Source organism: Arthrobacter sp. BG3, from assembly GCF_056680185.1.
Genome location: NZ_CM155270.1, coordinates 1,117,515 through 1,141,915, shown reverse-complemented (window position 1 = coordinate 1,141,915; position 24,401 = coordinate 1,117,515). Strand labels below are relative to the sequence as shown.

Sequence of the window (24,401 nt, the reverse complement as noted above, 5' to 3'; positions counted from 1 at the left end):
GTATCAATTTCGCTTAGCCTATGGCGTCCCTTGAATATTAGTCAGCAACTCCAGGAACAAGTCATTCGGGTTAGCCCCCGGCAGCACCCGCCGCAGGTCCTCCAGCGCCTCCAGCGGCGTGATCCCCGCGATCCGCGCCCCGTGCAGCGCGGCCACGGTCGGCGTCCGGGACTCGGCCCGCACACAGTGCACGAGCACCGTCTTTCCCTCAGTGCGGAAGCGTTCGACGGCGGCTGACGCGTCCCGCAGCACGAACGCGGCGTGGGCGTTGACGTCCTCGGCAGGGGAGTCGATGATCCAGAACGTGGCGTGGTCTTCCGGTGCGACGCCCGCTACATCCGAAGTCCCCAGCCGGCATAGTGACACCACGGCGTCGATCCCCAGCTCCGCCACCCGTCCCAGAGATCCGACGCCGCCCAGCCAGACGCCGTCGTCGTGCGGGTGCTGGACGAGTGCCTCGGTGCGGCCCCACATGCTGTAGTCCTGCCGCTCGGCCCGCGGCCAGGACGCGTGCCGGCGGCCCTCGCCGCGGCCCAGTTCCATGCCGAGCATCATCAGGTCCCGGACCCGGAGCCCGGGCCAGCCGTGCAGGCGCTGCCGCCACTCGAACGGCACGGCCGTGTAGCCGTAGGCGGCACCGAGCAGTCCGCCCGCAATCGCGGCAACGGTGTCCGTGTCCCGGCCGCCGCGGACAGCCTCCTCCAGCGCAGCCCGCAGGTGCGCCGGGCCGGACGCCGACAATCCGGCGTAGTGGATGGCGCTCCAAGCGCCCTGGAACGCCTCGACCACCCAGCCGTTGTTGGTGAAGTCGCGCGGCCGGGACCGCTCGGCCACCTCGATCCGCTCCAGCCACACCGCAGCGCGGTCGGCGGACAGCTGGGGCAGCCCGGCCCGGACGTCGAGCCGCCCGGTCAGGACGGCAGCGCGGATGGCCACGCACCAGAGCCCGCAGGCTTCCTGCGCGTCAGGATCGGCGTGGGTCAGTGCGCTGAGCACCCCGGCCTGGGCCATGAGTTCAGCCGGGTCCCGGTCCAGGTAGGCCAGGGCCAGCGGTGCCGTGCGCATCAGCGAGCCGTTGCCGGCGCTGCGGCCGGTGCGGGCATGGAAGTCCGCGGCCGCGGCGGAGAAGTCGGCGGCGCGGACCTTGCTCCGGCCGGCAGCCGCGGCGAGCCGGCGGGCGGCCGCGATGACGGAGCTGGTCTGTGCCCCCACGTCCTTGGCCTCGGCGGCCCAGGCCGTCCAGGCGCGGACGATCATGGTGAGCGCCGCGGGGGAGGAGGATCCGGCGTCGGACGCCGCCGCCAGCAGCGCCTGGGCGATCGGGATGGCCATGGAGGTATCGTCGGTCCACTCGGCCGGCGCGAACCCGAACGGTCCGCCGCCCTTCATGGTCACCTCGGCGCCGTCCGGCAGCGGCGCGCCGAACTCGTAGCCGGCTCCGAGGGCGTCGCCGGCGGCCAGTGCGACGAGGACGCCGGCCGCGCGGTCATTCTGCAAGGGGGTCAGTTTCATGCCATCTCCATCAGGGGGTGTTTGGTGTTCCAGCCGGTCAGGTGCGCCAGCTGGGGGCGGCGCCTGGGAAGCTCGACGGCGATGCCGGCGGCGGAGACCGTGCCGGCCGCACGGGAGACGTTGCGGCTCCGGAGGGAGCCGTGGGTCCGGACCTCGACGGCCGCGGCGCCGCCATCGAAGGTTCCGAAGTCCATCGCCTGGACTTGGGCGGCGAAGTCGCGGGCCCGCTGGCCCGGCATGGGGCTGGACGCCAGCGCTTGGGGTGAGAGGAGTTCCAAGTCCAGCAGCGCGGACTCGATCAGCTGGCGGTAGTGCCGGCGGAAGAGGGTATTGGTGCCGAAGACCTCCAGGAGCAGCGGCTGCTGGCCCAGACCGATCACGACGCCGCGCTGGCCTTCCAGCGCGGCCGGGGCGTCCGCCGCGTCGAACCGGTTGTGCACGTTCCGGCCCTCCTTGAAGAGGTCCAGGTGGTCGAGCAGGGAGCTGGTCACGGAGGCGCCGCGGGCTGCGTCGAAGCGGCTGACCCGCTCCCAGATGCGGTCCTGCCGGCTGCCGCCGCGCTGGCGGTTGAGGCCGTTGGCCAGCTCCGACCAGACGTTCAGCGGGGCGCGCCGCGCCTGCCGGCGGTGGCTGGTTGCCCCGGCCTCCCAGCGGCCGGCCTCGACGCAAAAGGTGTCAATGTCCCGGATTTCGCCGGGGCCCAGGACGACATCGCGGGCGCAGGTGCGGTGCTGCTGCCCGCCCTCGAGCAGCTCGCCTTCCAGCAGCAGTGCCGGGTGCAGGCCGTTGTTGGTGACGGTGAGCCGGGCGACCTGGGCGCCGCTGGCGATCTCGGTGACGGCGACGTCGGCGTGGGTCCCGGTGCTGATGCCGAGGCTGCCGGACCCGGAGGTCCAGACAGGGAAGATGCTGAGCGGGCCGAGCCTGCTGCCGGCGCCGACGTGGAGCTGTGGAACCTTCACGATGGACCTCCGATTTGATTTAATGCATTTCTGCGCTAATTGACTTCAGTATGCACGGCTTGCGTCTTTAGCGCAATGCTGCGATAAATAATGGTGTGAACGATTCGGAGAACGGCCACGGCACGTCCCTGCTCGATTACCCGCGGCCCTCGGTGGCGGTGGACACCGCGGTGCTGACGGTGTCAGGGGGCACGGTGTTTGTGCTGCTGGTGAAGCGCGAGGAACCGGACCAGCACGGAAGGTGGGCTCTGCCCGGCACGTTCCTGCGCGAACGCGAGACGCTCGCGGACGCGGTGCTGCGTTCCCTGCGGGAGAAGGCCGGGATTTCCGGGCGGGTGCCGCGCCAGTTGCAGGTCTTTGACGACCCGGCGCGCGATGACCGCGGCTGGGTGCTGTCGGTTGCCCACGTGGATGTGGTTCCCTTGGCGGGGCTGGAAGAGGCGTTGGCGTCCGACGGCGTCCGGCTGGCTTCCGTGACGGGGGAACCGGAGCTGATCGCGGGGCTGCCGTATGGCCACGCGAAGATTGTGGCGAAGGCGGTGGAGTGGCTGCGGGCGGCCTACACGGAGGCCCCGGACCCCGGAGCGTTGCTTGATGAGCCGTTCACGCTGAAGGATCTGCGCGAGCTGCACGAGGCGGTGGCGGGTAAAACGCTGATGCGCGACACGTTCCGGCGCTTCATGGAGCCGAAGCTGACGGGGACCGGGCAAATGTCCGACGGGACGCGGGGGAGGCCGTCACGGTTGTGGGTGCTAGGTAGGAAGTAGCACGTTCGCGGGCCGGCCGCCTTGGTGATGCTTCCGCCCAGCTTCGCTCAGGCCTGCCATCCAAGCTCTTGTAGTGCAGCATCGATGACGCCCCAGACCTCCGCCGTATCAGCCGAGCGTTCGTGACGCGAGAGAACCAGGAGTTGTTGCCGCAGGTCGTCTTCGCCCTGAGTCAGCCCGCGGTTGTAGGCCGGAGCCAGCAGGTAGGAGTGGTTGTCCGTTGCGTAGGCGGCCAGCATGTCCAGGAAGATCTCCAGCTCCCTCCCGGCCGCAGCGACTGCGGTGCCAATCGCGGCTTGGCTCGAATCCGTTGCAGGTGCGCTCCCTGACATGGCGAGGATGTCGAGCCTGCCTTCCCAGACGAGATTCTGCAGCGGTTCGTGGAAGAGGGAGAGCACGGTGCCCATCTGATGGTTCTTGGAGGCATCGTTCGGGAGTGCTCGCCTGACGTCGTGAACGATCTCATGAAAATGGTCGTCGGCGAGCCCGAATCCGACGAACAGCAAGTGGTGGGTCAGCAGGTGCGCCTTGACGAGCGCCGACAGCGCGTCGCGGTTGCTGTTGTAACCGAGGTAGTCATCACGCGTCAGCACAATGCTGTCTGGTTGGCTCACGGAACCGTGAAGCTTCAGCAGCCAATTATTGCCGACGGCGGGAATGTTCTCCGGCATGACGGTTCGTGGCCGCTGCGCATCACTGCAGGCTGTCTCGAAGAGCCTGTCGTAATTCAAAGTGATGGCACCGGCTGAGGTCAGGGTAGCAAGCAGCGCGGGTGCCAATCCATATCTCGGCAGGTCGACGGCACCTGCAACCGCTTCGCCGAAGGCTTTCGGCGAGTCGTGCTGATCGGCGTACAGCTGTTCCAGCACCCCTGCCTGGTCAAGTACACCCAGAGCCTTGAAAGCGGCTTCCTCCGTTGCTTTCAGATGTACGCCCGACCTCAGCTTGTCGAGGAGCTGGCTCCAACTTGGAGCACCGGCGCTTACGCTGACGCCGGCTCCGAGAAAGGGAACCAAGTGCCCCGAGCGGGCTTCCTCTCCCAGGGACTTGGCCTTCTCATGCAGGCGGTCACCGAGCGATGGCCAGGGTCACTCGATACGTCCCGCCTCAGTTTTTGGGCCAGTGAGAAAGCAGCCCTGTCTCGAAGGACAAGAACAAGGTCCACGCGGTGGGTGTCAGCAAGTTGGCTGCAGGCATCGAGAATCGTGCGGAGGGCGGCGCCAAGGTGGTTGCCGGCGCCGCCCCCGGCCGTTCCGAAGAACGGGAAGGCTAGAAGCCGATACGGGCGGTCATCTGGATCCGGAATGGCAGACAGCGCACTGGCCACGAACGCTTCAAGCCGTTCGACGACGTCGGTGGATCCCCAACCGCCGTCGTCGGGGACTGCGGTCAGTATCGGCAGCGGTGTGTTCGGGTCCCAGGGCCGGATGGGCTCGGCCAGCGCAGCTCCCTCTCGGAATTCAGCCGAAGCCGAGGCGGCAGCAAGCTCCCGCAGCTCGGGATGAGCTTTGAGCCAATGCTGCTCGATGCGAACGCTTGAGTCCGTTGGCAGCAGCCACGCGTCACATCGGAGATTCAAGATGTCGGCCATGGCTACAAAAACATGAGGCTGAGTCATGCCTTCTGTTTATCAGAACAGCGAGGCAAAGCCGCGTCTCCGTTCCGGCTGCGCACCAACGAGCCTATTGGCGAGCGCCAGTTGAACCAGCACTCTGGCGCTCACAGAACGGCCCGCAAGATCCGTTCTCGATTCCTTTCGAAGGCCGAAGCGCCATTGCCGTCGGGTGCTGGAATGCGAATTATGGGTGGGTGTCCCATAGCGGGCGTGGCGAGATCGCGCAGTGCATCGTAATACGCGCGCTGCCGCTGCCGGCCGCCTGGACCGAAAGCCGCCGCGGTCTTCGTCTGTCGGTACTTGTCGGCTTTCGGAGCGAATTGGCGGCAGAGATCTTGATACTCCTTGGCTTCGAAATCCAAGGGATAACCGGCTGGATAGTACTCGAATGACTTCAGCCGGAAGCTGGTGAAGTGCTGTAGTTCGTCGATCTCAATGATCGTTCCGGTCTCGGGGTGGATGAAGTCGCCAGGCAACGCCGTCATCCGCTTAGCCGCTTGCTCAGTGGCCTGACCTCCAAGTGACAAGAAGATGTCATTGAGGGGCCCGGTCACGTTGGAGGCTCGATCCGGTAGACCGAAGTGCCCTCTTTGATTCAGCCACGTTGTCTTGCACCGAACCAGTTCCACACCCTCACGGCGAGCGGCTTCTAGAAACGCAATTTCACAATCCCCAACAGGCATGGAGCAAGCATAAAGCGCGGGTCCACGATCGGCGCGTAATTCGATGCAATCGCACGCAGAGCTGATCCGGAGTTCTCTGCCGGACAGGTGAATTTGGAACTGGCTAATGGCCACGATGCATTAGTGGGTCTAGAGTTTGGCGCCCAGACATGTACGCAATAGCCTGGCGCAGTGACTAATTCCATTGGGGGAGTGGCAGCTAAGCAGTTGCCCGAGGGCTTGTACGAACTGCTCAACACGGATGCGCTCGGCAGTCTGCTGAACAACGCGTCTGATTTGCAACCTGTCTTTGCCGCCATAGACGACGAGGACAGCCCCGACATCCTCTCCCGCCACGTCGCCGACGCCGTCCGCCAGGCACTCGCCGCAGCCAAACCCGCCGAACGCGTAGCCCTCGCCAACAAACTCCTCCAGGAGCTTCAGCACAGCGATCTCATCGCCGACGGCCCCACCCAACTCCAGTCCCTCCACCGCCCGGACACGCTGAAACGCCGCAACCTGCGGCGCCCCACCACGAAGTTGAGCGACTCCGCCCTCCTCACCAACAGCAAGGACGACCCCAACCTCGCCGCAGAACTCCGGACCGAGATCGGGTCCGCCAACACCGTAGATCTCCTCTGCGCCTTCGTCCGCTGGACAGGGCTCCGGCTGCTCCACCCGGCGCTGGAACAACTCAAAGAACGCGGAGCCAAACTCCGCGTCATCACCACCACGTACATGGGCGCCACAGAACGCCGGGCCATCGACGAGCTCGTCACGCGTTACGGCGCGGAAGTGAAGATCAGCTACGAAACCCAAGCGACGCGCCTGCACGCCAAGGCCTGGCTGTTCCGCCGAGACTCCGGATTCGACACCGCCTATGTCGGCAGCTCCAACCTCAGCCAGGCCGCCCTGCTCGACGGACTGGAATGGAACGTCCGGCTCAGCTCTGTCGGCACGCCCGCGCTGCTGCAGAAGTTCGAGGTCACCTTCGACAGCTACTGGGCGCAGCGCGCCTTCCAAAGCTACGATCCGGAACGCGACGGCGAAAAACTGGACGCCGCCCTCGAACGCAGCGGCGGCCGGCGCACCGCCATCCCCGGGGCAGCCACCGGCCTCGAAGTCCAGCCCTACCTCCACCAGGAGGAAATGCTTGAGGACCTGGAAGCCGAGCGGCTCAAGGGCTTCAACCACAACCTCGTGGTCGCGGCCACCGGCACCGGGAAGACCGTCATCGCCGCGCTGGACTACAAGCGCCTTTGCCAGGAGGCCGGTCACGATTTGAAGCTGCTCTTTGTCGCCCACCGCCAGGAAATCCTGAAACAGGCCATGCGCACCTACCGCGACGTCATGCAGGACGGTGCCTTCGGCGAACTCTACGTCGGGGAGCACAAACCCCGGCAGTGGAAGCACATCTTCGCCTCCGTCCAGTCGCTGTCATCCCTCGGCATCGAACGGCTGGAACCGGACTTCTTTGAGGTCGTCGTCATCGATGAATTCCACCACGCCATGGCGCCCACATACCGCCGGCTGCTGGACCACCTCCAGCCGCAGCAGTTCCTCGGACTGACCGCGACACCGGAACGCGGTGACGGCGTCGACGTCGCCAAGCAGTTCTTCGACGGCCGCACCGCCAGCGAACTGCGTCTCTGGGATGCACTGGATGCGGATCTGCTGGTGCCGTTCCACTACTTCGGCGTCTCGGACGACGTCGACTTGAGCCAGCTGGAGTGGAAGCGCGGCAACTACGACACCGCGCAGCTGAGCAACCTCTACACCGGCAACGACGCCCGCGCAGCCAAGGTGATCCGCGAACTGCGCGACAAGGTCACCAGCACGGACCAGATGCGGGCCATCGGCTTCTGCGTTTCGGTCCAGCACGCCCGCTACATGGCGCTGGTGTTCAACCGCGCCGGCATCGCCTCCGTTGCCGTCGACGGGAGCACCGACGACGCCGACCGCGTGGCAGCGCTGGAGCGGCTCCGCACACGGGAGATCAACTGCATCTTCGCCGTCGACCTCTTCAACGAAGGCCTGGACCTGCCGCAGGTGGACACCATCCTGCTGCTCCGGCCCACCCAGAGCGCCACGATCTTCCTCCAGCAGCTGGGGCGCGGGCTGCGCCGGGCCGAGGACAAAGCGGTGCTCACCGTCATGGACTTCATCGGCCAGCAACGCCGTGAGTTCCGCTTCGATCTGCGCTACCGTGCGCTCACCGGCTACGGGCGGAAGGAGCTGGAGAAGGCTGTCGAAGACGAGTTCCCCTACCTGCCGTCAGGCTCGCAGATTGTCCTGGACCGGGTGGCGCAGAAGGTCGTGCTGGACAATATCAAGGCGCAGCTGCGGTTCAACCGGGCGCAGCTGGTCCGGGACATCGCCTCGTACGCGGAGACCGAGCTGGAGAACTACCTCGAACGATCCGGGAACGACGTGAAGTCGATCTACCGTTCGACCAAGGACTCGTGGACCGGCTACCTGCGCCAGGCTCAGTTGATCGAGGGGTTCTCGCCGCTGGAGGCAGTCATCACTGGGAGGGTTCAAGAGCTCTCGGACGCCGACGAAAAAAAGCTCCTCAGCCGGATGGCGCGCCTGATCCATGTAGACGATCGGGAACGCGCCGAGGCGTACTCGATGTTGGTCTCTGCGGATGCGCGCCGTTACGCGGACCTCGGCATGCGCGAGCAGACGTTCGCTCGCATGCTGTTCTACACGCTTTGGGACGACGGCGGCGGTTTCCAGTCGTACGACGCCGGCCTGGACTATCTGCGCGGCTACCAGTTTGTCTGCAGCGAGATCCGCCAGATCGTGAAGCTCGGAGTGACCGCGTCCAAGCACGCCGCCAAGGGTCTCGGCGCGGGGCTGCAGCATCTTCCGCTGCTGTCGCACGCGACATACCGGCGCGAGGAGGTCCTGGCTGCGCTGCAGTATGGGTCTTTGGAGCTCGGCAAGAACGTCCAGCACCGCGAGGGTGTGGCCTGGTGCCCGGCGACGTCCACGGACGCCTTCTTTGTCACGCTGAACAAGGACGATAAGAAGCACTCGGCAACGACGATGTACAGGGACTACGCCATCAGCCCTGAGCTGTTCCACTGGGAGTCACAGAACGCGACGTCCCCCGGAAGTCCGACGGGCAAGCGGTACCTGGACCGGGCAGCGCACGGCTCGAGGATCCTGATCTTCACCCGGGATACCTCAGAAGACGAGACCGGGCTGACCGTTCCGTACACGTGCCTCGGGCAGGTGGACTATGTGCTGCATGCCGGGGAGAAGCCGATTGCGATCACCTGGAGGCTGCACCGGCCGATGCCAGCGGATGTGTTCGCGACGGCGGCTGCGGTGGCTCAGTGACGTAAGGGCAAGGCAAGGGCGTCCATCGCCTTATGCTGGGGTCACTATTAGGGGATGGTCATGGGTTTCGAAGGGGACGAAGTTGCATTCAGGTAGTGGACGCCGGGACGGTTCGGATTCGAACGACGTTCGCAAGACCGGCGGCGACTGGCCAACCGGTGTTCGCCGTTCGCCGAGTGGACGCATCCCGCAGTGGGCTATCGACGAAACGCTAGGAAAGCTCCAGGAGCCTGCCGCTTGGCGCACGGATCCCTCCGCCGGGAGAACGGGGAGAAAAAAGAAGATAGGAAGGCCGCGCCGAAATGGCGCGTCCGTTGCGCAGCGGGGGAAATGGAAGTCAATCCCGGTTGTCTTGGGCATCGCCCTCGTGGCGGGCCTGTATTTCAGCCCGGCACTGTTTGAGCGGTTCGTTCTGCAGCCTTTCCGGCCGTACCTGCCTGGCGCGACCGCTCCTCCGCCGGGGATTGAGGCGGCCGGGGCCCCGCTCGGTCATCCCCCGGTAACGTCCCCGTCCGGCGCCTATGTCCTGCAACCCTCTCCGGATCCCGCACAACCTTTCGTAGGCTACGACCCCTGTCGACCCGTCCACTACGTCGTCAGACCTGACAATGCGCCAGTCGGCGGGGAACGGCTGATTCGTCAGGCCGTGGCAGAAGTATCAGCCGCGACGGGGCTGCAGTTCGTCAACGACGGAGTGACCTCCGAGGGCCCCAGCGACGAGCGCAAGCCGTACCAGCAGGATCGTTACGGCAATCGGTGGGCCCCGGTCCTGATTGCGTGGTCCACTCCTGTCGAAAGCCCGCGCCTGGAAGGCAAAGTTGCCGGGTTTGGTGGCAGTGGGCACGCCGAGGCCGCCGGGCGTCCCTCGGTCCTGGTTACTGGACAAGTGGCGCTGGATGCCCCAGCTCTCGAAGAGATCATGCACCGGCCAGACGGCCACCTTCTGGTTCGCGCGGTAATAATGCACGAATTGGGTCATGTCGTTGGACTTGACCACGTCGATGATTCGAAGCAGCTGATGAATGCCGAAAACACCGGGATCATAGAGTTTGCAGACGGTGACCGCGCCGGCCTGGCTTTGCTGGGTAGCGGGGCGTGCGTCCCTGAACTTTGACTTGACCTGGCCCGGAGATACGCCCAGCCGCAGACGGGAACGATGGCCGGGGTCGGAGCCTACCGGCCCCCAGCTGACATTGATCGAGAAGCGGCTGAACTCCGGCCTGGTCTCAGGGCCGCAAATCCAGCGGCTTGATCTCCGCTCCATCCTTGATCAGCCCCAACAGATCGTCCTGCCGGGCCTGGCCGAGCGTCAGCCGGTACTTTGCTAGGCCGGCCAGCATGTGCTTGGTCCGTGGCACGTCCCGGCTCAACGGGTGGTCCAGCAGCCTCCGCTGGATTTTGTGGTCTCCCCGATGGATCCAGTGTGGAGCAAACTCCGTACTGGAATCTTCCGGGTGGGCTGCAACATCAGCTGCGGCAACGGAGAAGAGCGTCTCCCACGGATCTGTGACACCGGGCTTCAGCACCTCTGCGCCGTGGGCGTCGGCGACATTCTTCCGAACAGCATGCCCAAGGTACCGGTGAACCCGGCCCTCCCGCTGTTCGAAATCAACCGGGTTTCCGGGCACGTTCCAGTGAATGACCGAGTGCGCCCACCAATGGAAGTCGATGCCTTCCTGACCCACAGACGTCGAGGCAAGAACAAACGGCCAGAACGGGCTGTTGAAGGCCCGGCGGACGTCGGGCATGCGGTTGCTGTCGCCGTCGTCCGTCTTCGCGTTGCTGTACCGGACGGCGAAGCGGACGCCCATCCGGAGGTCCTCGTGGGAACCATCCGGATACTTCGCGAGCATCTGCGCCGGCTTGAGGGACAAGGAGCGCCGGATGTCATCGGCCAGAGACCACAGCTGCTCGGTGGTGATCGCCCCGGGCGCCTGCTGGCTGCGGAGCTGGAAGACGTACTCGTCCAGCACAGCCTGGAGGTTCCCGGCTTCGCAATAGCGGAGGACTTTCTGCCAGTAGTCACCTTCGGGGTAGAGCTTATCCAGCAGCTCGGTGACATCAAGGCGATTGAACAGCGTGCGCAGGCCGCTTGCAGAGAACACGGCGGCCTTCCACAGCTCGGCACCGTCGTAGTCATCGGGAACAACCCGCCGCAGTGCGCGGTAAAGGCAGTTGGCGGGGGAGTTGACGGCCAGGTCTTCAAGGCCTTCCTCCCAGCCGGCCGGCTCACCGGCGGATGCCTCCAGCATGCGGTCAACGTGAGTCAAATAGAGACCGGCCTCGGAGCCACCCTCCTGCTCGGCGTCCCCGCTATCCGAGGCTTTGCCCTGCTGCTGGGTGAACTCGTCCAGCTTCCGCAACTCCCGCGCCGCCAGCTTCGCATCGCCCTTCCACTGGGCCGGCAGAGCGCCAGGCACCGAGAAGTAGGACGCCCAGACACCGAGGCGGCTGGCCGGGTCGACGGCGGCGCCGCCAACCATGGCCTGACCGGTCACCGCGGCGGCATCCCGCACAGCTTCTCCGGGCACCGAAGAACCACTCAGGGAGGCAGTCTCCAGCGGGTCACCGGCCAGTGCCAGAGCCGCATGGGGGATGAAGAGCGCCAGTGTGGACATGGCCTGGGGTTCCCCGTCGCGGACGCGGAACCGGAGGCGGCCGCGGAAGCGCTTGCGGGCCTCGGCCGTGTTTTCACCGTGCAGCGGTGACCCTTCCAGGATCTGCCGCTCGGCCTCGTAGGAGAGCATCGTAGTGATCGCCGTCGGGGCAGCGTTCCACGCCGAGAAAACCAGCTGCTTGGTGACGTCGGGACCCACTTCGGCGAAAGCACTGGAGGGCTCCACGTACGGGAGTGACGGCGGCATCCAGAGCAGCTTCCACCAACCCTGGCCGACGGTGTGTTCGCGCACGGCCCTGAATTTGGCATTGTCGGTCTCCACGGCGCCGTAGCTGCGATAGGCCTCGGGGTCGATGGTCGCCAGAGCCGGCAGCACCGGGTCAACGGCCTCGCGGTCGCAGTGGATCCTGCCGTCCAGCATCCTGCCGACTTTGTAGTCGGTGAGGAAGTGCGCAAACATCGGCACGGATTTCCAGTACTCCATTGGGGTGCCGGTTCGTGTGGCCCGGAACAACGCGGACAGGGACCGGTAGCTGGTGAGGTCCCCGGCCCGGACATCCGTGGGCGCCATCTCGATTACGGCCAGCATGTCGTCTTTGCCGAGCTGGGGCCGCTCCGTGCGGCTCATAAAGAGCTTCAGGCCGTCCTCGATGCGGTGCGTCAGCGCATCGTCTGGGACCTGCTTCAGCAGCTGGGTCCGGCGGCCGTCCAGATCCGCTTCGAGGCCTTCCATGTACCCTGGCCGTTCGCTGCTCAGGAACCGCAGCAGTTGCCGGAAGTCTGCGGCGTGGTCGTCGCCGTCGGCTTCGTTCGCTCCGGTGTGTGCCTTGTACGGTGTGGCCGAGAGCAGGATCAGTTTGGCGCCCTTGTAGTTCAGGAACTGGCGCGCAAGCTCGGCCGCAGGATCCTCATCGTCGGGCGCGGTGCCGGGGGAGTAGAGCAGGTCGCGGAAGCGCTGGAACTCGTCCAGAATGATCAGGTCAGGTTCCAGGCAGTCCAGGCCGGCTTGGGCCAGGTCTCCCCGGAGCCCGCCGATGATGGCGCTCATGCGGGGCCGAACAGCCTCCGTCCCGTCCCTCAGTGCTTCACGGAGCGCCTTGCGGAAAGCGGGCAGGTTGCCGCTCTGGTGGGCCAGTGTGCGGAACCGGTTCCGCACGGCGACGGCGAAGCCGTCCGGGAACTGCTCGTGCATGTACTGGACACGGCGCGCGAAGCGCTGTGTGGAGGCGCCGGCCCGGAGAAGCTCCACGGCGTCGTCGTGCTGTTCCTCGCTGATGACACCAAGCTGCGCGATGATGCGGAAGAGCACAGCCCGTTCCTTGGCCTGGCCGGTGGCCCCGCCGACGTTGAACGACGTGCCCGGAGTCAACGAGATGAAGTTGACCCGTTTCCGGGTCCCCGGCGCGGCCGGAGCATTCAGCTTGGCCAGCTCGGTCGGCAGCAGGGTCAGCCGGCCGGACTCGATGATGTCCTTTTGCCCGGTGACGTTCAGCCGGCCGAGGTTCTGTTTGGCCAGGTCAGCGTTGGAGCAGACGTAGACGACGTCGATGCGGTTCACCCCGGAGTCGGGCCGGTCAAGGAGCTCAATGGCTTTCGCAATGACGCCGCGGGCCACCATGCTCTTGCCCAGCCCGGTCTCGTCCGCGACGAGGAAGCGGTCCGCCGGCTGGTCATCCAGGTAGAGGCGCTTGAAGACATGTTCCACGGTCCGGCGCTGAAAGCCCCTCAGGCCGTCCAGCGCGGGCGTTGCATCAAACCCCATGAAGTTCCCCTATGTCCAATGCTTCGGTGGCTGCCGTCCAGAGCGCGTGCAGCTGCTGAATCTCCGGGTCATCGCCGCGAAGGGCGAGCAGCCGGTCCATCACTACCTTCAAACCCGGGAATATTGAAGCGGCGTCCGGTCCCGCCATCGCGCCCACCATCGCCTCGAAGAGTCCCGAGGTCGAGCCGTCGCCGAAGCCTGCGCCGGCGAACCATCCTGCGCCCGTCCCCGACCCAGGCAGGGAGTCTTCCGGGGTAAGGAACAACAGCAGGAATTGGCGAAGCTTCTGGGGGTCGTCCAGCTGGCGGGCGATTATCTCCTCCAGCCTTCCCGCAGGATCGGTGCGCAGGCTGCCCTGGATGACCGTGCTCTTGGACAGCCCGGCCGCCGGGTCCTCCAGCGTGAGCACCAGGTACGGCGTCACGTCAGCCAGCGGTATGGCGTGGAAGACATGTTCGTGCTGACCGCCGGACGGCTCGACGACGGCGCTCGGCTGGGGGAGCGAAAGGAGACGCAGCTTCGCGGTGAACTCGGGCTTCGGCGACCAGACATGGGAGACGGTCACCGCGAACGTGTTCTTGGTGTCGCCGTCGGGGACTGCGTCGAGGAGGAACCGTTGCGCCGCAGCGTCCCGCAGCGCGTCCTCCAGCTCGTACGCAGCCTTGTCCTCGTCCGAGCGGGCTTCGCCGCCGGTGCCTAGGTAGTCAGCGAAAGGCACGTCCTTCAGGCTTTCTCGGATGCGCTGCACACCCAGGCGTTTTTTGGCTCCCCGCATTTCCAGCATGAACTCCACGTTTTTGGTGAAGCCTGCCTCGGTGGCGTTGGCGGAGCCCAGGAGCGCGTAGGTGAAGTGGTCGTAGTCGCAGAAGTACGCCTTCGCATGCAGGCCGGTCAGATCATCGGCGACCCGCTGGACCCCGGACTCGTCCACATCGCTCTGCCCTGACTCTGACGATTCGGGGATGCCGAGCTCGTCAAAGGCTTTGAACGACGTGTGGGTATCGGCCACCGTCGTCTCGTTGAGGAGGTCCACCTGGTCGTCGCGCGAATAGACGTAGAGGTTCCGCGTCCACGTGTCCTGCAGCCGGCCGATGAGTTTGTCATCAAGGAAGGGCGAGATGACCAGTTTATCGTAGCCCAGGAAGGCGTCCTTCCCGGTTTTGTTGTTGAGTGCGATGAAGTTCTCCGGGTCGCGGAGGTGCGCCACGATTGAGCCTTGTTCGAAGTCTTGGCCCACGCCCATCGGCCGAAACGCCAGACGGTGGATGTCCTCCGGCAACTCCCAGCGGACGGATGCCAGGCGGGAGGCGAGACTGCGCACCCTGGCGAGCCGCCCGGCGTCGGGCGTTACCGTGCAGAGGTCTGGAAGCCCGGCGATGAAGCGCGCCAGGGGCCCGCTGTCCGGGCCCGTAACCTCGCCGTCCTGCACGGGTTCGCCATCCAGCCGGACGAGGAGGTCCCAGCTGGCGTCGGTGGTGAGGTTGCGGCTGCTGCACAGGAAGCGGTAGCGGCGCTCGGTGTCGTTCTCGAATTCGAGGAGCCAGATTTTGGGGTGGAACAGTCCGCGCCTGACGCTGACCTGGTGGACCATCGGCTCCAGTAGCGCGAGCAGGTCCGAGGCATCCGCGGGCGCCTTGATGTGGCCGGCCTGGCAGAAGATGTCCACTCGGTCGGAGACTTTGCGCAGGGCGCTGAGCACCGCCACCGGATTGGTGAATTCTTCTCCGGAGCCCGCCACGAAGCTCAGCGGAACCGACAGAGCGCTTGTCATGTCCAGGGTGAACGTGGTGCCCACGGCGTGGGAGAGCCGGAATCCTGCCGGCGGGCGCAGCTGCTGGGTGAGTGCCTGCCGGTTTGCTGCCTCAAGCATTCGACTGCCCTTCCAGTGCGAGCCCTGCGTGGATGTCCAGGACGTTCCGGCGCACTTGCGTCCAGCGGAAGGTCAGGGCTCCCACCCGGACGGGCGGCTGCCAGACACGGAGTCGGCGTTCGTTGCGGAACCGCGAGTTGGACTTCTTCATCAGCTTCTCTCGGGTTTCGACGGCGGCACGGAAGTCTTGGTTGTCGATCAGTTTGCCGGGGCTCATGGCCGCCTCGGCCATAGCGCGCGCGAAGCCGGCGGTGTTGCTGTTGATGCCGCGGTTCAGTCTTTTGGCGCGGTCGAGGTAGTCGTCGACGTCCCATCCGGCGAGGAGCTCGCGCTTGCTGTCCCTCTGGTCCTCCCACGCTTCGAGGAGTTCCTGTGTGGGTTGCAGGGTGTCCTCGCCGGCGGAGAAGACGCCTGCTGAGAGCTCGGCGACCAGATGCTGGTAGAGGATGGTGGCGCCGTTGTGGATGAAGGAGAACGCCTCGGCGTCCTTAAGCCACTGTGCGGGGTCACCGTCCGCGCTTCGGCACGCCGGGTCCAGCCAGGGCGCCCAAAGCCCGGAGGTAGGGCTGACCTCGGAGCCGACGACGTGGGCCAGCATGGTGCCGGAGCAGGTGGTCAGGATGCGTTCCTGGAGCCAACGCGCCTCATCGTGTGACAGCATGAGACCCCGGTTCTCCGTCTGGGGGAAGCCTTTGGGTGGCTTCGGCAGAGTCTGGTTCCAGACGGAGTAGCTGGTCTCACCTTCTTCAGGGGAAGGGACGTCTGCGCACATGAGCTGGGCGACGGCGGAGCGGTCTGTTTCGGGGTTCACGATCTCGTAGCGCCGCAGCGCGGTCCAATAGGCGGCCGAGGGAAGCTGCATCACGTTCCGGCCGGCGTCGCGCCCGATGTAGCTTTCCACACCGATTTCTTTGAGCCGGCCGATCAGCTGCCGCTCGGATTCCTCGGACCGCTTCCGAAGGTCATCCGGGTTCCGTGAACTGCAGTGGGCGGTTTGATAGGCCCACGGGACGAGCAGCATGTAGCGTGCGCCCAGGTGCAGCACGGAAGTGCCTGGGAACAGGCTGTTGCTGATGGCGTCGCGGAGCTGCCCCATGCCGAGGTCATCGGTGGTTTCCGGTGTGCCGAAGAGCTTCACGAGCTCGCGCATTTTTGAGTTTTCCTCGGTGGACGCGTCGAGCCAGGAGATGAGGGAGGTCATATTGGTGAGGAGCTCGCTTCTATCGGCCGGCCGACGGGAGGGATTATGGTTGATTCTTCGGTCAGTGCTACGTCGACGAATCTATGAGCGGGCAGCGTCGTATTCTTGCGCGGCAGCCACCGGCCGCCTTGTTGCTTGCTTTCGACCTTCATTTCCAATGCCAGTCCACCATTTCCGGAACCAGTTCATCGACAACGGATCCTCGTTTCCGTTGTCGATAAAGTCCCGCAGCGCAGGCAGCTCGCCCTGTTCCATGGCGTTTAGGGCTTCTTTGTAGGCCGCGCGGGCGCACTGACTCTTCATGCCGTCTACCCATATTCCCCAAGTTTTCGTGGAGATGAAGCCGTTCCGTCGCAGATCTAGTTCATCCTCGCAGAGCTGAAGATAGGCCGAGACACGAGACCTGTCGCTGTCCACGAGGTCGTCGATGGAAGAGGCCGTCCAGGGATTACCTTCGAAACGATCCATCAGGTTCCAATAGCGCTGAACATAGAGGTTTTCGAAGTCTCGATGCTTCGCCGTGCGGCCTTGGGTCAATTGCAGCAGAGCGAGGAAGACTGCCAATGCGGTCACCATAGTCGCGAGTTGGGCACCGATCTCCACCCATTCCCACCCGCTCATGACTGCATGTCCTCATAAACCAGCTCGCTCAGCATCTTGAGCAAGGCCTGCATCTTCGTCTTGTCGCCCAATGCTTGGAGGCTAAGGTTGCGGTGGCTTTCCATTGAGTTCATGACGGCGTTGCTGACTGCTCCGTGGAGTGCAGGACTGATGTTGAACTGGGTGCGGGAGTTCGCCTTCGCCTGGTCTCGGAGATCTTCGTTCTTCACCAGTTCCCGCCGCACGCCCTCGACGAAGTGTGCCACCGCGTCCAGTTCCTCGCCCTCGAACGGGAGGTTGGCCTGTTGGATGATCTCTTCCCACGTCGCGAGAACAGGATCCTTGGCCTGACCGGTACCCGGCTCCGTCAACGGCTTCAACAACTCGCCCTCGCCGGAGAGCTGCAGCTGGGCCTGACCCTTGTCCTTGAGCGCATACTTGGCCAGCACCACACCGGAGAGGTCCAGCGCCACCTTCGCGTCGTTGACACGGAGAACCGGCAGGAGGTGCTTGTAGTAGATCGAGCGCTTCTCCAGGTCCGTGTCGGCGAAATCGACGATCTGGGAGAGGAAGTCGTAGGCGCGGACAAAGGAGCCGACGTCCTTGCGGAACAGGTCCAGCTCGTCCTGGGTTGCCTTGTCGCCCTCAGCAACGGCTGCGTTGTACCGGGTGTTGAACCGCGACTTCGCCGGCGCCACCCAGCCGGAGAGCGCGTTGTTGCCGCCCTCCAGGACGTAGGACTTCACCAGTCCGTCCACCTCGGACTCAAGGTAGATCTGCGCGGCGTCGAGCTTGGCCTGAAGATCGTGGACCACGTTCGGATCCGAGACGCCTTCCAGCGCTGCTTCGCGGAAGTAGGGCTGGAAGGACTCCAGGATCTCATCGGGATCGTTGACGAAGTCGAGCACGAAGGTCTGGTCCTTACCCACTGCGATGCGGTTGAGCCGGGACAGGGTCTGCACGGCGGAGACTCCGGAGAGCTTCTTGTCCACGTACATCGCGACGAGCAGCGGCTGGTCGAAGCCGGTCTGGAACTTGTTGGCCACCAGCATGATCTTGTACTCGTCGGTGGAGAACGCCTCGGGCAACGTGCGGCCCTTGAGCCCGGGGTTCATGTTGAGCTCGGTGAAGGCATCCGGGCCGGATTCGTCGTCGTTCACTTCGCCGGAGAAGGCGACCATGGTGCCAAGTCCGGAGTAGCCGGCGTCGTGGATGTACTTGTCGATGGCGAGCTTGTACCGGACGGCTTCCTTGCGGGAGCCGGTGACCACCATGGCCTTGGCTTTGCCGTCGAGGCGCCAGGCGACGTTGGCGCGGAAGTGCTCCACGATCACCTGGACCTTCTGGCTGATGTTGTAGGGGTGCAGTTTCACCCAGTTCATCAGCGACTTCAGCGCCTCGGATTTCTCCACCTGTGCGTCGTCCGAGTCGTAGGCCCGGCCCTCGTGGGTGAGCCGGTAGGCCACCTTGTAGCTGGTGTAGTTCTGCAGCACGTCCAGGATGAAGCGTTCCTCGATGGCCTGCTGCATGGAGTACAGGTGGAACGGCTGCGGCAGCCCGTCCTGGCCCTTGCGGCCGAACAGCTCCAGAGTCTTGGCCTTGGGCGTGGCGGTGAAGGCGAAGTAGCTGATGTTCTTGGCATCGGCGCGTTCGGCCATTTCGGCGGCCAGATAGGCTTCGACGTCGAATTCGCCGCCGTCGTTGACGTCCGTCAGTTCCTCCGCGGAGAGGACCTTCTTGAGCTTGTTCGCGGTGGAGCCGGTCTGGGAGGAGTGGGCCTCGTCGGCGATGATGGCGAAGTTCCGGCCCTTTAGTGCCTGGGATTCGGCGATGGCTTTCAGCGCGAACGGGAAGGTCTGGATGGTGACGATGATGATCGGTGTCCGTGCCACGAGCGCGGCGGTGAGTTCGGCGGACTTGGAGCCGGCACTGCCGCGGATGGGGACCACGACGCCGGACTTGTGCTCGATCTGGTAAATCGCGTCCTGAAGCTGGGCATCCAGAACAGTCCGGTCGGTCACCACGATGACGGAGTCGAAGATCTTCTCGTTGCCGGCTCCGTGCAGGGAGCTGAGCTGGTGCGCGGTCCAGGCAATGGAATTGGTCTTCCCCGATCCGGCGGAGTGCTGGACCAGATAACGGTGGCCTGGGCCCTCGGCCCGTGCGGTCTCGATGAGCTGGTTGACCACGTCCCACTGGTGATAGCGGGGAAACAGCAGGGACTTGCGCACCTCACGCTCGCCCGTGACCGGGTTGGTCTTGTCGCTGATCTGCAGGTGCAGGAACTTGCCGATGATGTTCAGCCATGAGTCACGCTGCAGGACCTGCTCCCAGAGGTAGCTTGTGGCCGAACCCTTGGGATTGACCGGGTTGCCGGCGTGGCCGTCGTCACCGAGGTTGAACGGCAAGAAGTAGGTGTCCTTACCCTTGAGCTCGGTGGTCATCCGGATTTCGTCGTTGCTGACGGCGAAGTGCACCAGGGCACGGCGCCCGAAGGACAGCAGCGGCTCATCCTTGTTCTTGCCATTCTTGGGGAGCCGGTCCTTGCGGTACTGCTCGACGGCGTCATTGACGTTCTGCGTGAAGTCCGTCTTGAGCTCGATGGTCGCGACCGGCAACCCGTTGACGAACAGCACCAGATCGATGCTCTTCATTGTGTCGACCGTGGAGTAGTGGACCTGCCGTATCACCCGGAGGCGAACCTTGGCGTAGCGCTCCAGCGTCTCAGGGTTCAAACCCATGGCCGGCCTGAACTGGCACATCTCAAACTTCGCGGCTACGTCCTTGAACCCGGTGCGCAGGACCGAGAGCATCCCGGCTTCTTTGGCCACCGGCTTGTCCAGGACCTTGCACAGCCGGTCCAGGAGCAGCCGCTTGGCGACCTCGTGCTCGGCGGGGGAGTCCCTGGGCTTCAGGACTTTCGCCAGCTGCTCAGGCTGGGTGTCCGCCAGCCACGCGAAGACATCCTCGGGAACAAGGGCCCGGGTGGCATCGTAAAGCTCGCCGGCCCTCCGATTCGGCTCATAGAGCCAGCCCTGGGCTGCCAAGGCCTGGCAGATCTCATCCTCGAATGTCACTTCATTGTGCTGAGCCATATTGTTCCCCCTAGAAACTGTCGAAGAAGTCCTGATCCAATTTCTTTACGACCACTGTCCGGTCTACTTGAACGCCCACGCCGTACTCAAACATGAGCGACGCCAGCCGCTCCCCATCGATCAATATCAGCGTGTAATGGGCGGTGTCGCTGGCAACCGCACGGGCTCCGGTCGAAAACGTCGAGGTGGTGATGAAGATGCCCTTCGTGGCGCGGAACTGTCCGAGTGCTCCGCTGAAAGCCTGGACCTCAGGGGCCCTGACGTTGTTGCCCTCGGAATAACGCTTGGCCTGGAGGTAGACCCGGTCGAAGCCCAACGCATCCTGCCATACGATTCCGTCGATGCCCTTGTCCCCGGAGCGCTGCGTGGGCTTCAGGTTGTCTTCTCGGTCTGTTCCGTAGCCGAGCGCTCTCACGACAAACGGAATGAGGCGCTCGAAGGCGTCGGGTGAGAGTTCGAGCAGATTGCGGTAGATCTCGTCGATGACAACCTGATTCAGCTGATCCGCGGACGCCTCCAACGACTCAGACGGATCGGAATCCGCAACGGACGACGCGGCAGACTGTGATACCTCTGAACCCACCGTGAGCCCAACTTTGGGCCGGCTCGACTTTTTGCTGTATTGCCGGTACGACTCGTACTCTAGGAGAGTCTGATATGTAATAAGCGAGGCGGCCGAAACACGACGAAGCCCCTCCTCGCTGATCCTGTACTGACCGCGAGCTTCTCTGACAAGCAGCCCAGCCTTCATCGAGTCAAAGACAGCCCAATAGACGCGGTTCGACCACCGGGCCTCACCCGAGGACATGATCTCACTCAGGTCTTCATGCGTAAGACGGGTACGCTTCGCCACCGCTTCGCGAATCTCAGCATTGCGTCGGGTTTGCCCGTCCGACATTTCTCGAAGTACGGGGTCGATGAATCCATGCCACTGAGGCAACGTCATGGCTATGCTGCTCCTTCTCGAACGTCTATTTTGCCGGTGACGGCAGCGGAAATGAGGGCGGAACGACGTTCTCGGAGAACCCGGATGGCACTGGATGCCGTTAAGGAAACTTTGTCTATCCTGGCGCATTCTGAACGGACGAACCCAACGATTTCCTGCTGAGTGCCGAGCGGTGGGAGCGGGATTCGCCAAGCTCTGATTTGATCGTGTGAGATCTTGGGCATAGTTCCGGATGAGCCTCGCGCCGAACTCTCGATCTGAGCGCGGGCGGGCGTGGACGACAAGAAGCATGCCATGTACTGCTTATCTACCGAAGAATTCAACGCGAGTCTGTAGACGAGGTCAGGGAAAATAGTTAGAGGGCGGGAACCTTCGACGACCGCCGCAAACCCGACCCGTTCCCGGACATTTGAGCGCGTGAGAAGAAGGTCGCCATCGTGGATTTCCAAAGTCGTAGGAACGTCCACTGAAGGATCTACTGCCTTGACGTTGCCGGGAAAGAACTCGCCTCGGCCAACTGCTCCTAGGGATAGGACTCCCCAGTCTTCTTCCTCAGGAAAGATGCTGGACGCAGTGGGGCTGTAACCACCCTCGATTTTTTGGATCAGCCATGTACCCAACAAGCTGGCCGTCCAGTGAGCGGGGATGTCGCCCAGCCACGGGATGCCGGAGGGTTTGGTGGGGGCAGCGGGCGCGAGGCCTTTGGTGACGGCATGGGTGATGATGGCCTGGCGCTTCTCGGCGAGCAGTTCGACGAGCCGCTCCTGTTTTCCGATCAGATCGTCGATCTGCACTGTTTCGCGGTCAAGGTAGTCACATGCGGCGCTTTGATAGCTAGGGCTGGCGAGCGGTACTTCTAAGTTCGCGAGCTTGTCCGCCGTGAAATGACGAATCGTCGCTTTGTTGCAAAGAACGTCCAAATAGGAACTGCTGCGGAGGGCATCGAGAGTGTACTTGGCGAACCGAATATCGTTTCCTCGGCGAGGGCGAACCCTATGCACGCTGTTTTGGAAAATTGCCAGGCTGGCAGCCTTCACCAAAGCGCTGCGCCCGACATCACCACCTTCACAAACGACGAGGTCGTCGGCTCTCAGGCTCAGATTTCGACGATCGGTGTCCGAGGCCCACATAGATTTTAGATTGGAGTCTTCGACATAGCCGTCTTGGACTGCGGCAGAATTCAGGTAGGGCGTCATGGAGTCAGAGGGCCCAGTTTGTTCGGTCTGCAGCATCTTTCCTAACGTGACTTCGAACATCTGCTTGAAACTTGTCACGGGTAGATCGGTCGTGCCATACCAGGTCACTGCTCCACCTCGGCAAGCAGCGTAGTGATCTCGGAGATCAGCTTGTTGAGGTCGCTGTCGATCTCAACAAGGGACCTCGGGGCAATGTACTTGTAGAAGTGGCGCGTGAACGGGATCTCGTAGCCGACCTTGGTCTTGGTCTCGTCAATCCAGGCGTCGGGGACGTGGGGGAGGACTTCCCGTTTGAAGTAGCCCTGGATGTCCTCACCAAGGGGTACGTTCTCGGTGTCGCGAAGGTCGGTGTCGGCTTCCAGCGTTCCCTTGGGCCCCTTGCAGATGGCAGCCTCCTCGTCGCGTTCGGAAAGACCGGCCACGACCGCTTTCAGGACTGGGGCGCCGGGCTTCAGGCCTGCGCTGGCGAGAACCGGTCTGAGGACCTTGAGGAAAGCCTCGCGGTTCTTCCAGAGCTTCGTTTCGTCTTCGCCGAGCCGGGTGAGCGTCTTCTCGAGAAGCTGCCGTTCGTCGTCGGACAGTTTTTCGACCGGCTTCTGCGCCAGAACGGCGTCGATCCGCTCCGGCGTGCAGGCGAAGTTGAGCCTGAGCGGGCGCTCCACAGTGATGGTGGAGTAGCCAAAGTCCTGAACGGCAAAGATCTTGGAGGTCTCGCCGTCGTCCTCAAAGGCGCCGTAGAGCTGGACGATGCTGGCGATGTCCTTTGGGCCGAGTTCCTTGCGCTTGGAGCCGAGGCTCTTGCGCATCTTCTGGAAGAAATCGACGCCGTTGATGAGTTGGATCTTTCCAACGCGTTCCGGGTGTTTCTGTTTCTTGCTGTTGGAGAGGACCCAGACGTAGGTGGCGATGCCGGTGTTGTAGAACATGTCGGTAGGGAGGGCGATGATGGCTTCCACCAAGTCGTTCTCGATCAAGTATTTTCGGATCTCGGACTCCCCGGAGCCGGCGCCTCCGGTGAACAGCGGCGAGCCGTTCAGGACGATACCGATGCGGGAGCCGCCGTCGTGCGCCGGGCGCATCTTGCGGACCAGGTGCAACAGAAACAGCAGCGAGCCGTCGCTCACGCGGGGCAGGCCCGGGCCGAAGCGGCCTTCGAAGCCGTGGAGTTCGTGCTCCTTCTGGATCTGCGGCTGGATCTTCTTCCACTCCACGCCGAAGGGCGGGTTGGAGAGCATGAAGTCAAACTGCTGACCGATGTTCTGGTCATTGGCGAGAGTATCGCCTACAGAGATCTTGGAGATGTCCTGGCCCTTGATCAGCAGATCCGACTTGCAGATGGCGTAGGACTCGTCGTTGATTTCCTGGCCGTACGCCACGAGGGAGGCGGTCGGGTTCAGGGAGTGGAGGTGTTCCTGGGCGACGGTGAGCATGCCGCCGGTGCCTGCGGTGGGGTCGTAGATGGACCGGACGATGCCCTCTTTGGTGAGGACGTCGTCGTCGTAGTTCAGCAGGAGCTGGACCATGAGCTGGATGACCTCGCGCGGGGTGAAGTGCTCGCCGGCGGTCTCGTTGGAGGCTTCAGCGAAGCGGCGGATTAGCTCCTCGAACATGAGGCCCATCTCGATGTTGCTGATGGTCTCCGGGTGGAGGTCGATCGCGGCGAAGTCCTTGGTGACGTGGTAGAGCAGGTCCGAGCTGTCCAGTTTCTCGAGCGTCTTGTAGAACTCGAAGCGTTCGAAAATGTCCCGGGTGTTCTCCGAAAAGCCCTGGACGTAGTTGAGGATGTTCGCCTTGATGTTGGTGGGGTCATCCAGAAGTTTGGCGAAGTTGAACTTCGAGGTGTTGAAGAAGCTGTGGCCGGAGGCCTTCTGCAGGAAGGTGTCCAGCGGGATGTTCAGGGCCTTCTTGGCTTCTGCTTCCTGCAGGACGGCGTCCTTGGTCTTTTCGAGGACGCAGTCTAGGCGGCGGAGGATGGTGAACGGGAGAATCACCGAGCCGTACTGCGCCGGTTTGTAGGTGCCCCGCAGGATATTCGCGATGCTCCACACTAGGTTGGCATTGTTGTTGCCGGCCACTGCTCCCACTTCCCTCGCTGCGGGCAGTGGGGTGCGAGTCGATGCCTTGCCGATACCGGCGACCCCCGTTGCCGTGCAGCGTTTATCGATCACGCACGTACTTGCTATGCATTGTATGGGGGACATGAGACATTTCATTCGAGGCGTCGAGGTAGGTGCGTCGCTGGCGACTC

Annotated in this window: 15 protein-coding genes; 2 read left to right on the top strand and 13 right to left on the bottom strand. The window is 63.8% G+C overall.

Features of this window, described 5'->3' with window-relative positions:
• Window positions 1-18: 18 nt before the first annotated feature.
• Window positions 19-1,512: an ADP-ribosylglycohydrolase family protein gene (locus tag AC1MFL_RS04980; RefSeq protein WP_479813740.1), complete on the bottom strand. Its 1,494-nt coding sequence runs from the start codon at window positions 1,510-1,512 to the stop codon at window positions 19-21.
• Window positions 1,509-2,474, bottom strand: coding sequence for an ARPP-1 family domain-containing protein (locus AC1MFL_RS04975; RefSeq protein ID WP_479813739.1), 966 nt, complete (start codon window positions 2,472-2,474; stop codon window positions 1,509-1,511). Before AC1MFL_RS04975 ends, AC1MFL_RS04980 begins: the two co-directional genes overlap by 4 nt.
• A gap of 95 nt (window positions 2,475-2,569) precedes the next feature.
• Between AC1MFL_RS04975 and AC1MFL_RS04970 the strand changes: the two genes are divergently transcribed.
• Window positions 2,570-3,241: an NUDIX hydrolase gene (locus AC1MFL_RS04970; protein ID WP_479813738.1), complete on the top strand. Its 672-nt coding sequence runs from the start codon at window positions 2,570-2,572 to the stop codon at window positions 3,239-3,241.
• A gap of 47 nt (window positions 3,242-3,288) precedes the next feature.
• Here AC1MFL_RS04970 and AC1MFL_RS04965 read toward each other — a convergent pair whose 3' ends face one another.
• Complete coding sequence (locus tag AC1MFL_RS04965; protein ID WP_479813737.1) at window positions 3,289-4,257, bottom strand: SIR2 family NAD-dependent protein deacylase; 969 nt, start codon at window positions 4,255-4,257, stop codon at window positions 3,289-3,291.
• Window positions 4,258-4,960: 703 nt separating this feature from the next.
• Entirely contained in the window at window positions 4,961-5,539 is a 579-nt protein-coding gene (locus AC1MFL_RS04960) for a DUF7255 family protein (RefSeq protein WP_479813736.1), read from the bottom strand.
• A 171-nt stretch (window positions 5,540-5,710) separates the two neighbouring features.
• Here AC1MFL_RS04960 and AC1MFL_RS04955 point away from each other — a divergent pair, with 171 nt between their 5' ends.
• Window positions 5,711-8,866 carry a DEAD/DEAH box helicase gene (locus tag AC1MFL_RS04955; protein ID WP_479813735.1) on the top strand — a complete coding sequence of 1,052 codons (3,156 nt, stop codon included), beginning with the start codon at window positions 5,711-5,713 and terminating at the stop codon, window positions 8,864-8,866.
• A 658-nt stretch (window positions 8,867-9,524) separates the two neighbouring features.
• Here AC1MFL_RS04955 and AC1MFL_RS04950 read toward each other — a convergent pair.
• From AC1MFL_RS04950 to AC1MFL_RS04910, 9 genes are all read right to left on the bottom strand, one after another.
• Window positions 9,525-10,130 carry a hypothetical protein gene (locus AC1MFL_RS04950; protein ID WP_479813734.1) on the bottom strand — a complete coding sequence of 202 codons (606 nt, stop codon included), beginning with the start codon at window positions 10,128-10,130 and terminating at the stop codon, window positions 9,525-9,527.
• Entirely contained in the window at window positions 10,093-13,245 is a 3,153-nt protein-coding gene (locus AC1MFL_RS04945; protein ID WP_479813733.1) for a DEAD/DEAH box helicase, read from the bottom strand. The genes AC1MFL_RS04950 and AC1MFL_RS04945 overlap by 38 nt, the downstream gene beginning before the upstream one ends.
• A complete protein-coding gene (locus tag AC1MFL_RS04940; RefSeq protein WP_479813732.1) occupies window positions 13,235-15,115 on the bottom strand; it encodes a phospholipase D family protein in 1,881 nt (626 codons plus the stop codon). Before AC1MFL_RS04940 ends, AC1MFL_RS04945 begins: the two co-directional genes overlap by 11 nt.
• Window positions 15,108-16,316: a DUF6361 family protein gene (locus AC1MFL_RS04935; RefSeq protein WP_479813731.1), complete on the bottom strand. Its 1,209-nt coding sequence runs from the start codon at window positions 16,314-16,316 to the stop codon at window positions 15,108-15,110. The genes AC1MFL_RS04940 and AC1MFL_RS04935 overlap by 8 nt, the downstream gene beginning before the upstream one ends.
• 81 nt (window positions 16,317-16,397) lie before the next feature.
• Window positions 16,398-16,937 (bottom strand): hypothetical protein, encoded by a 540-nt coding sequence (locus AC1MFL_RS04930; RefSeq protein WP_479813730.1) that lies wholly within the window; start codon window positions 16,935-16,937, stop codon window positions 16,398-16,400.
• Window positions 16,934-20,011 (bottom strand): type I restriction endonuclease subunit R, encoded by a 3,078-nt coding sequence (locus tag AC1MFL_RS04925; RefSeq protein WP_479813729.1) that lies wholly within the window; start codon window positions 20,009-20,011, stop codon window positions 16,934-16,936. The genes AC1MFL_RS04930 and AC1MFL_RS04925 overlap by 4 nt, the downstream gene beginning before the upstream one ends.
• 10 nt (window positions 20,012-20,021) lie before the next feature.
• Window positions 20,022-20,957 (bottom strand): restriction endonuclease, encoded by a 936-nt coding sequence (locus AC1MFL_RS04920; RefSeq protein WP_479813728.1) that lies wholly within the window; start codon window positions 20,955-20,957, stop codon window positions 20,022-20,024.
• Window positions 20,958-20,959: 2 nt separating this feature from the next.
• Window positions 20,960-22,261: a restriction endonuclease subunit S gene (locus tag AC1MFL_RS04915; RefSeq protein ID WP_479813727.1), complete on the bottom strand. Its 1,302-nt coding sequence runs from the start codon at window positions 22,259-22,261 to the stop codon at window positions 20,960-20,962.
• Window positions 22,258-24,228 (bottom strand): type I restriction-modification system subunit M, encoded by a 1,971-nt coding sequence (locus AC1MFL_RS04910; protein WP_479813726.1) that lies wholly within the window; start codon window positions 24,226-24,228, stop codon window positions 22,258-22,260. The genes AC1MFL_RS04915 and AC1MFL_RS04910 overlap by 4 nt, the downstream gene beginning before the upstream one ends.
• Window positions 24,229-24,401: the final 173 nt, after the last annotated feature.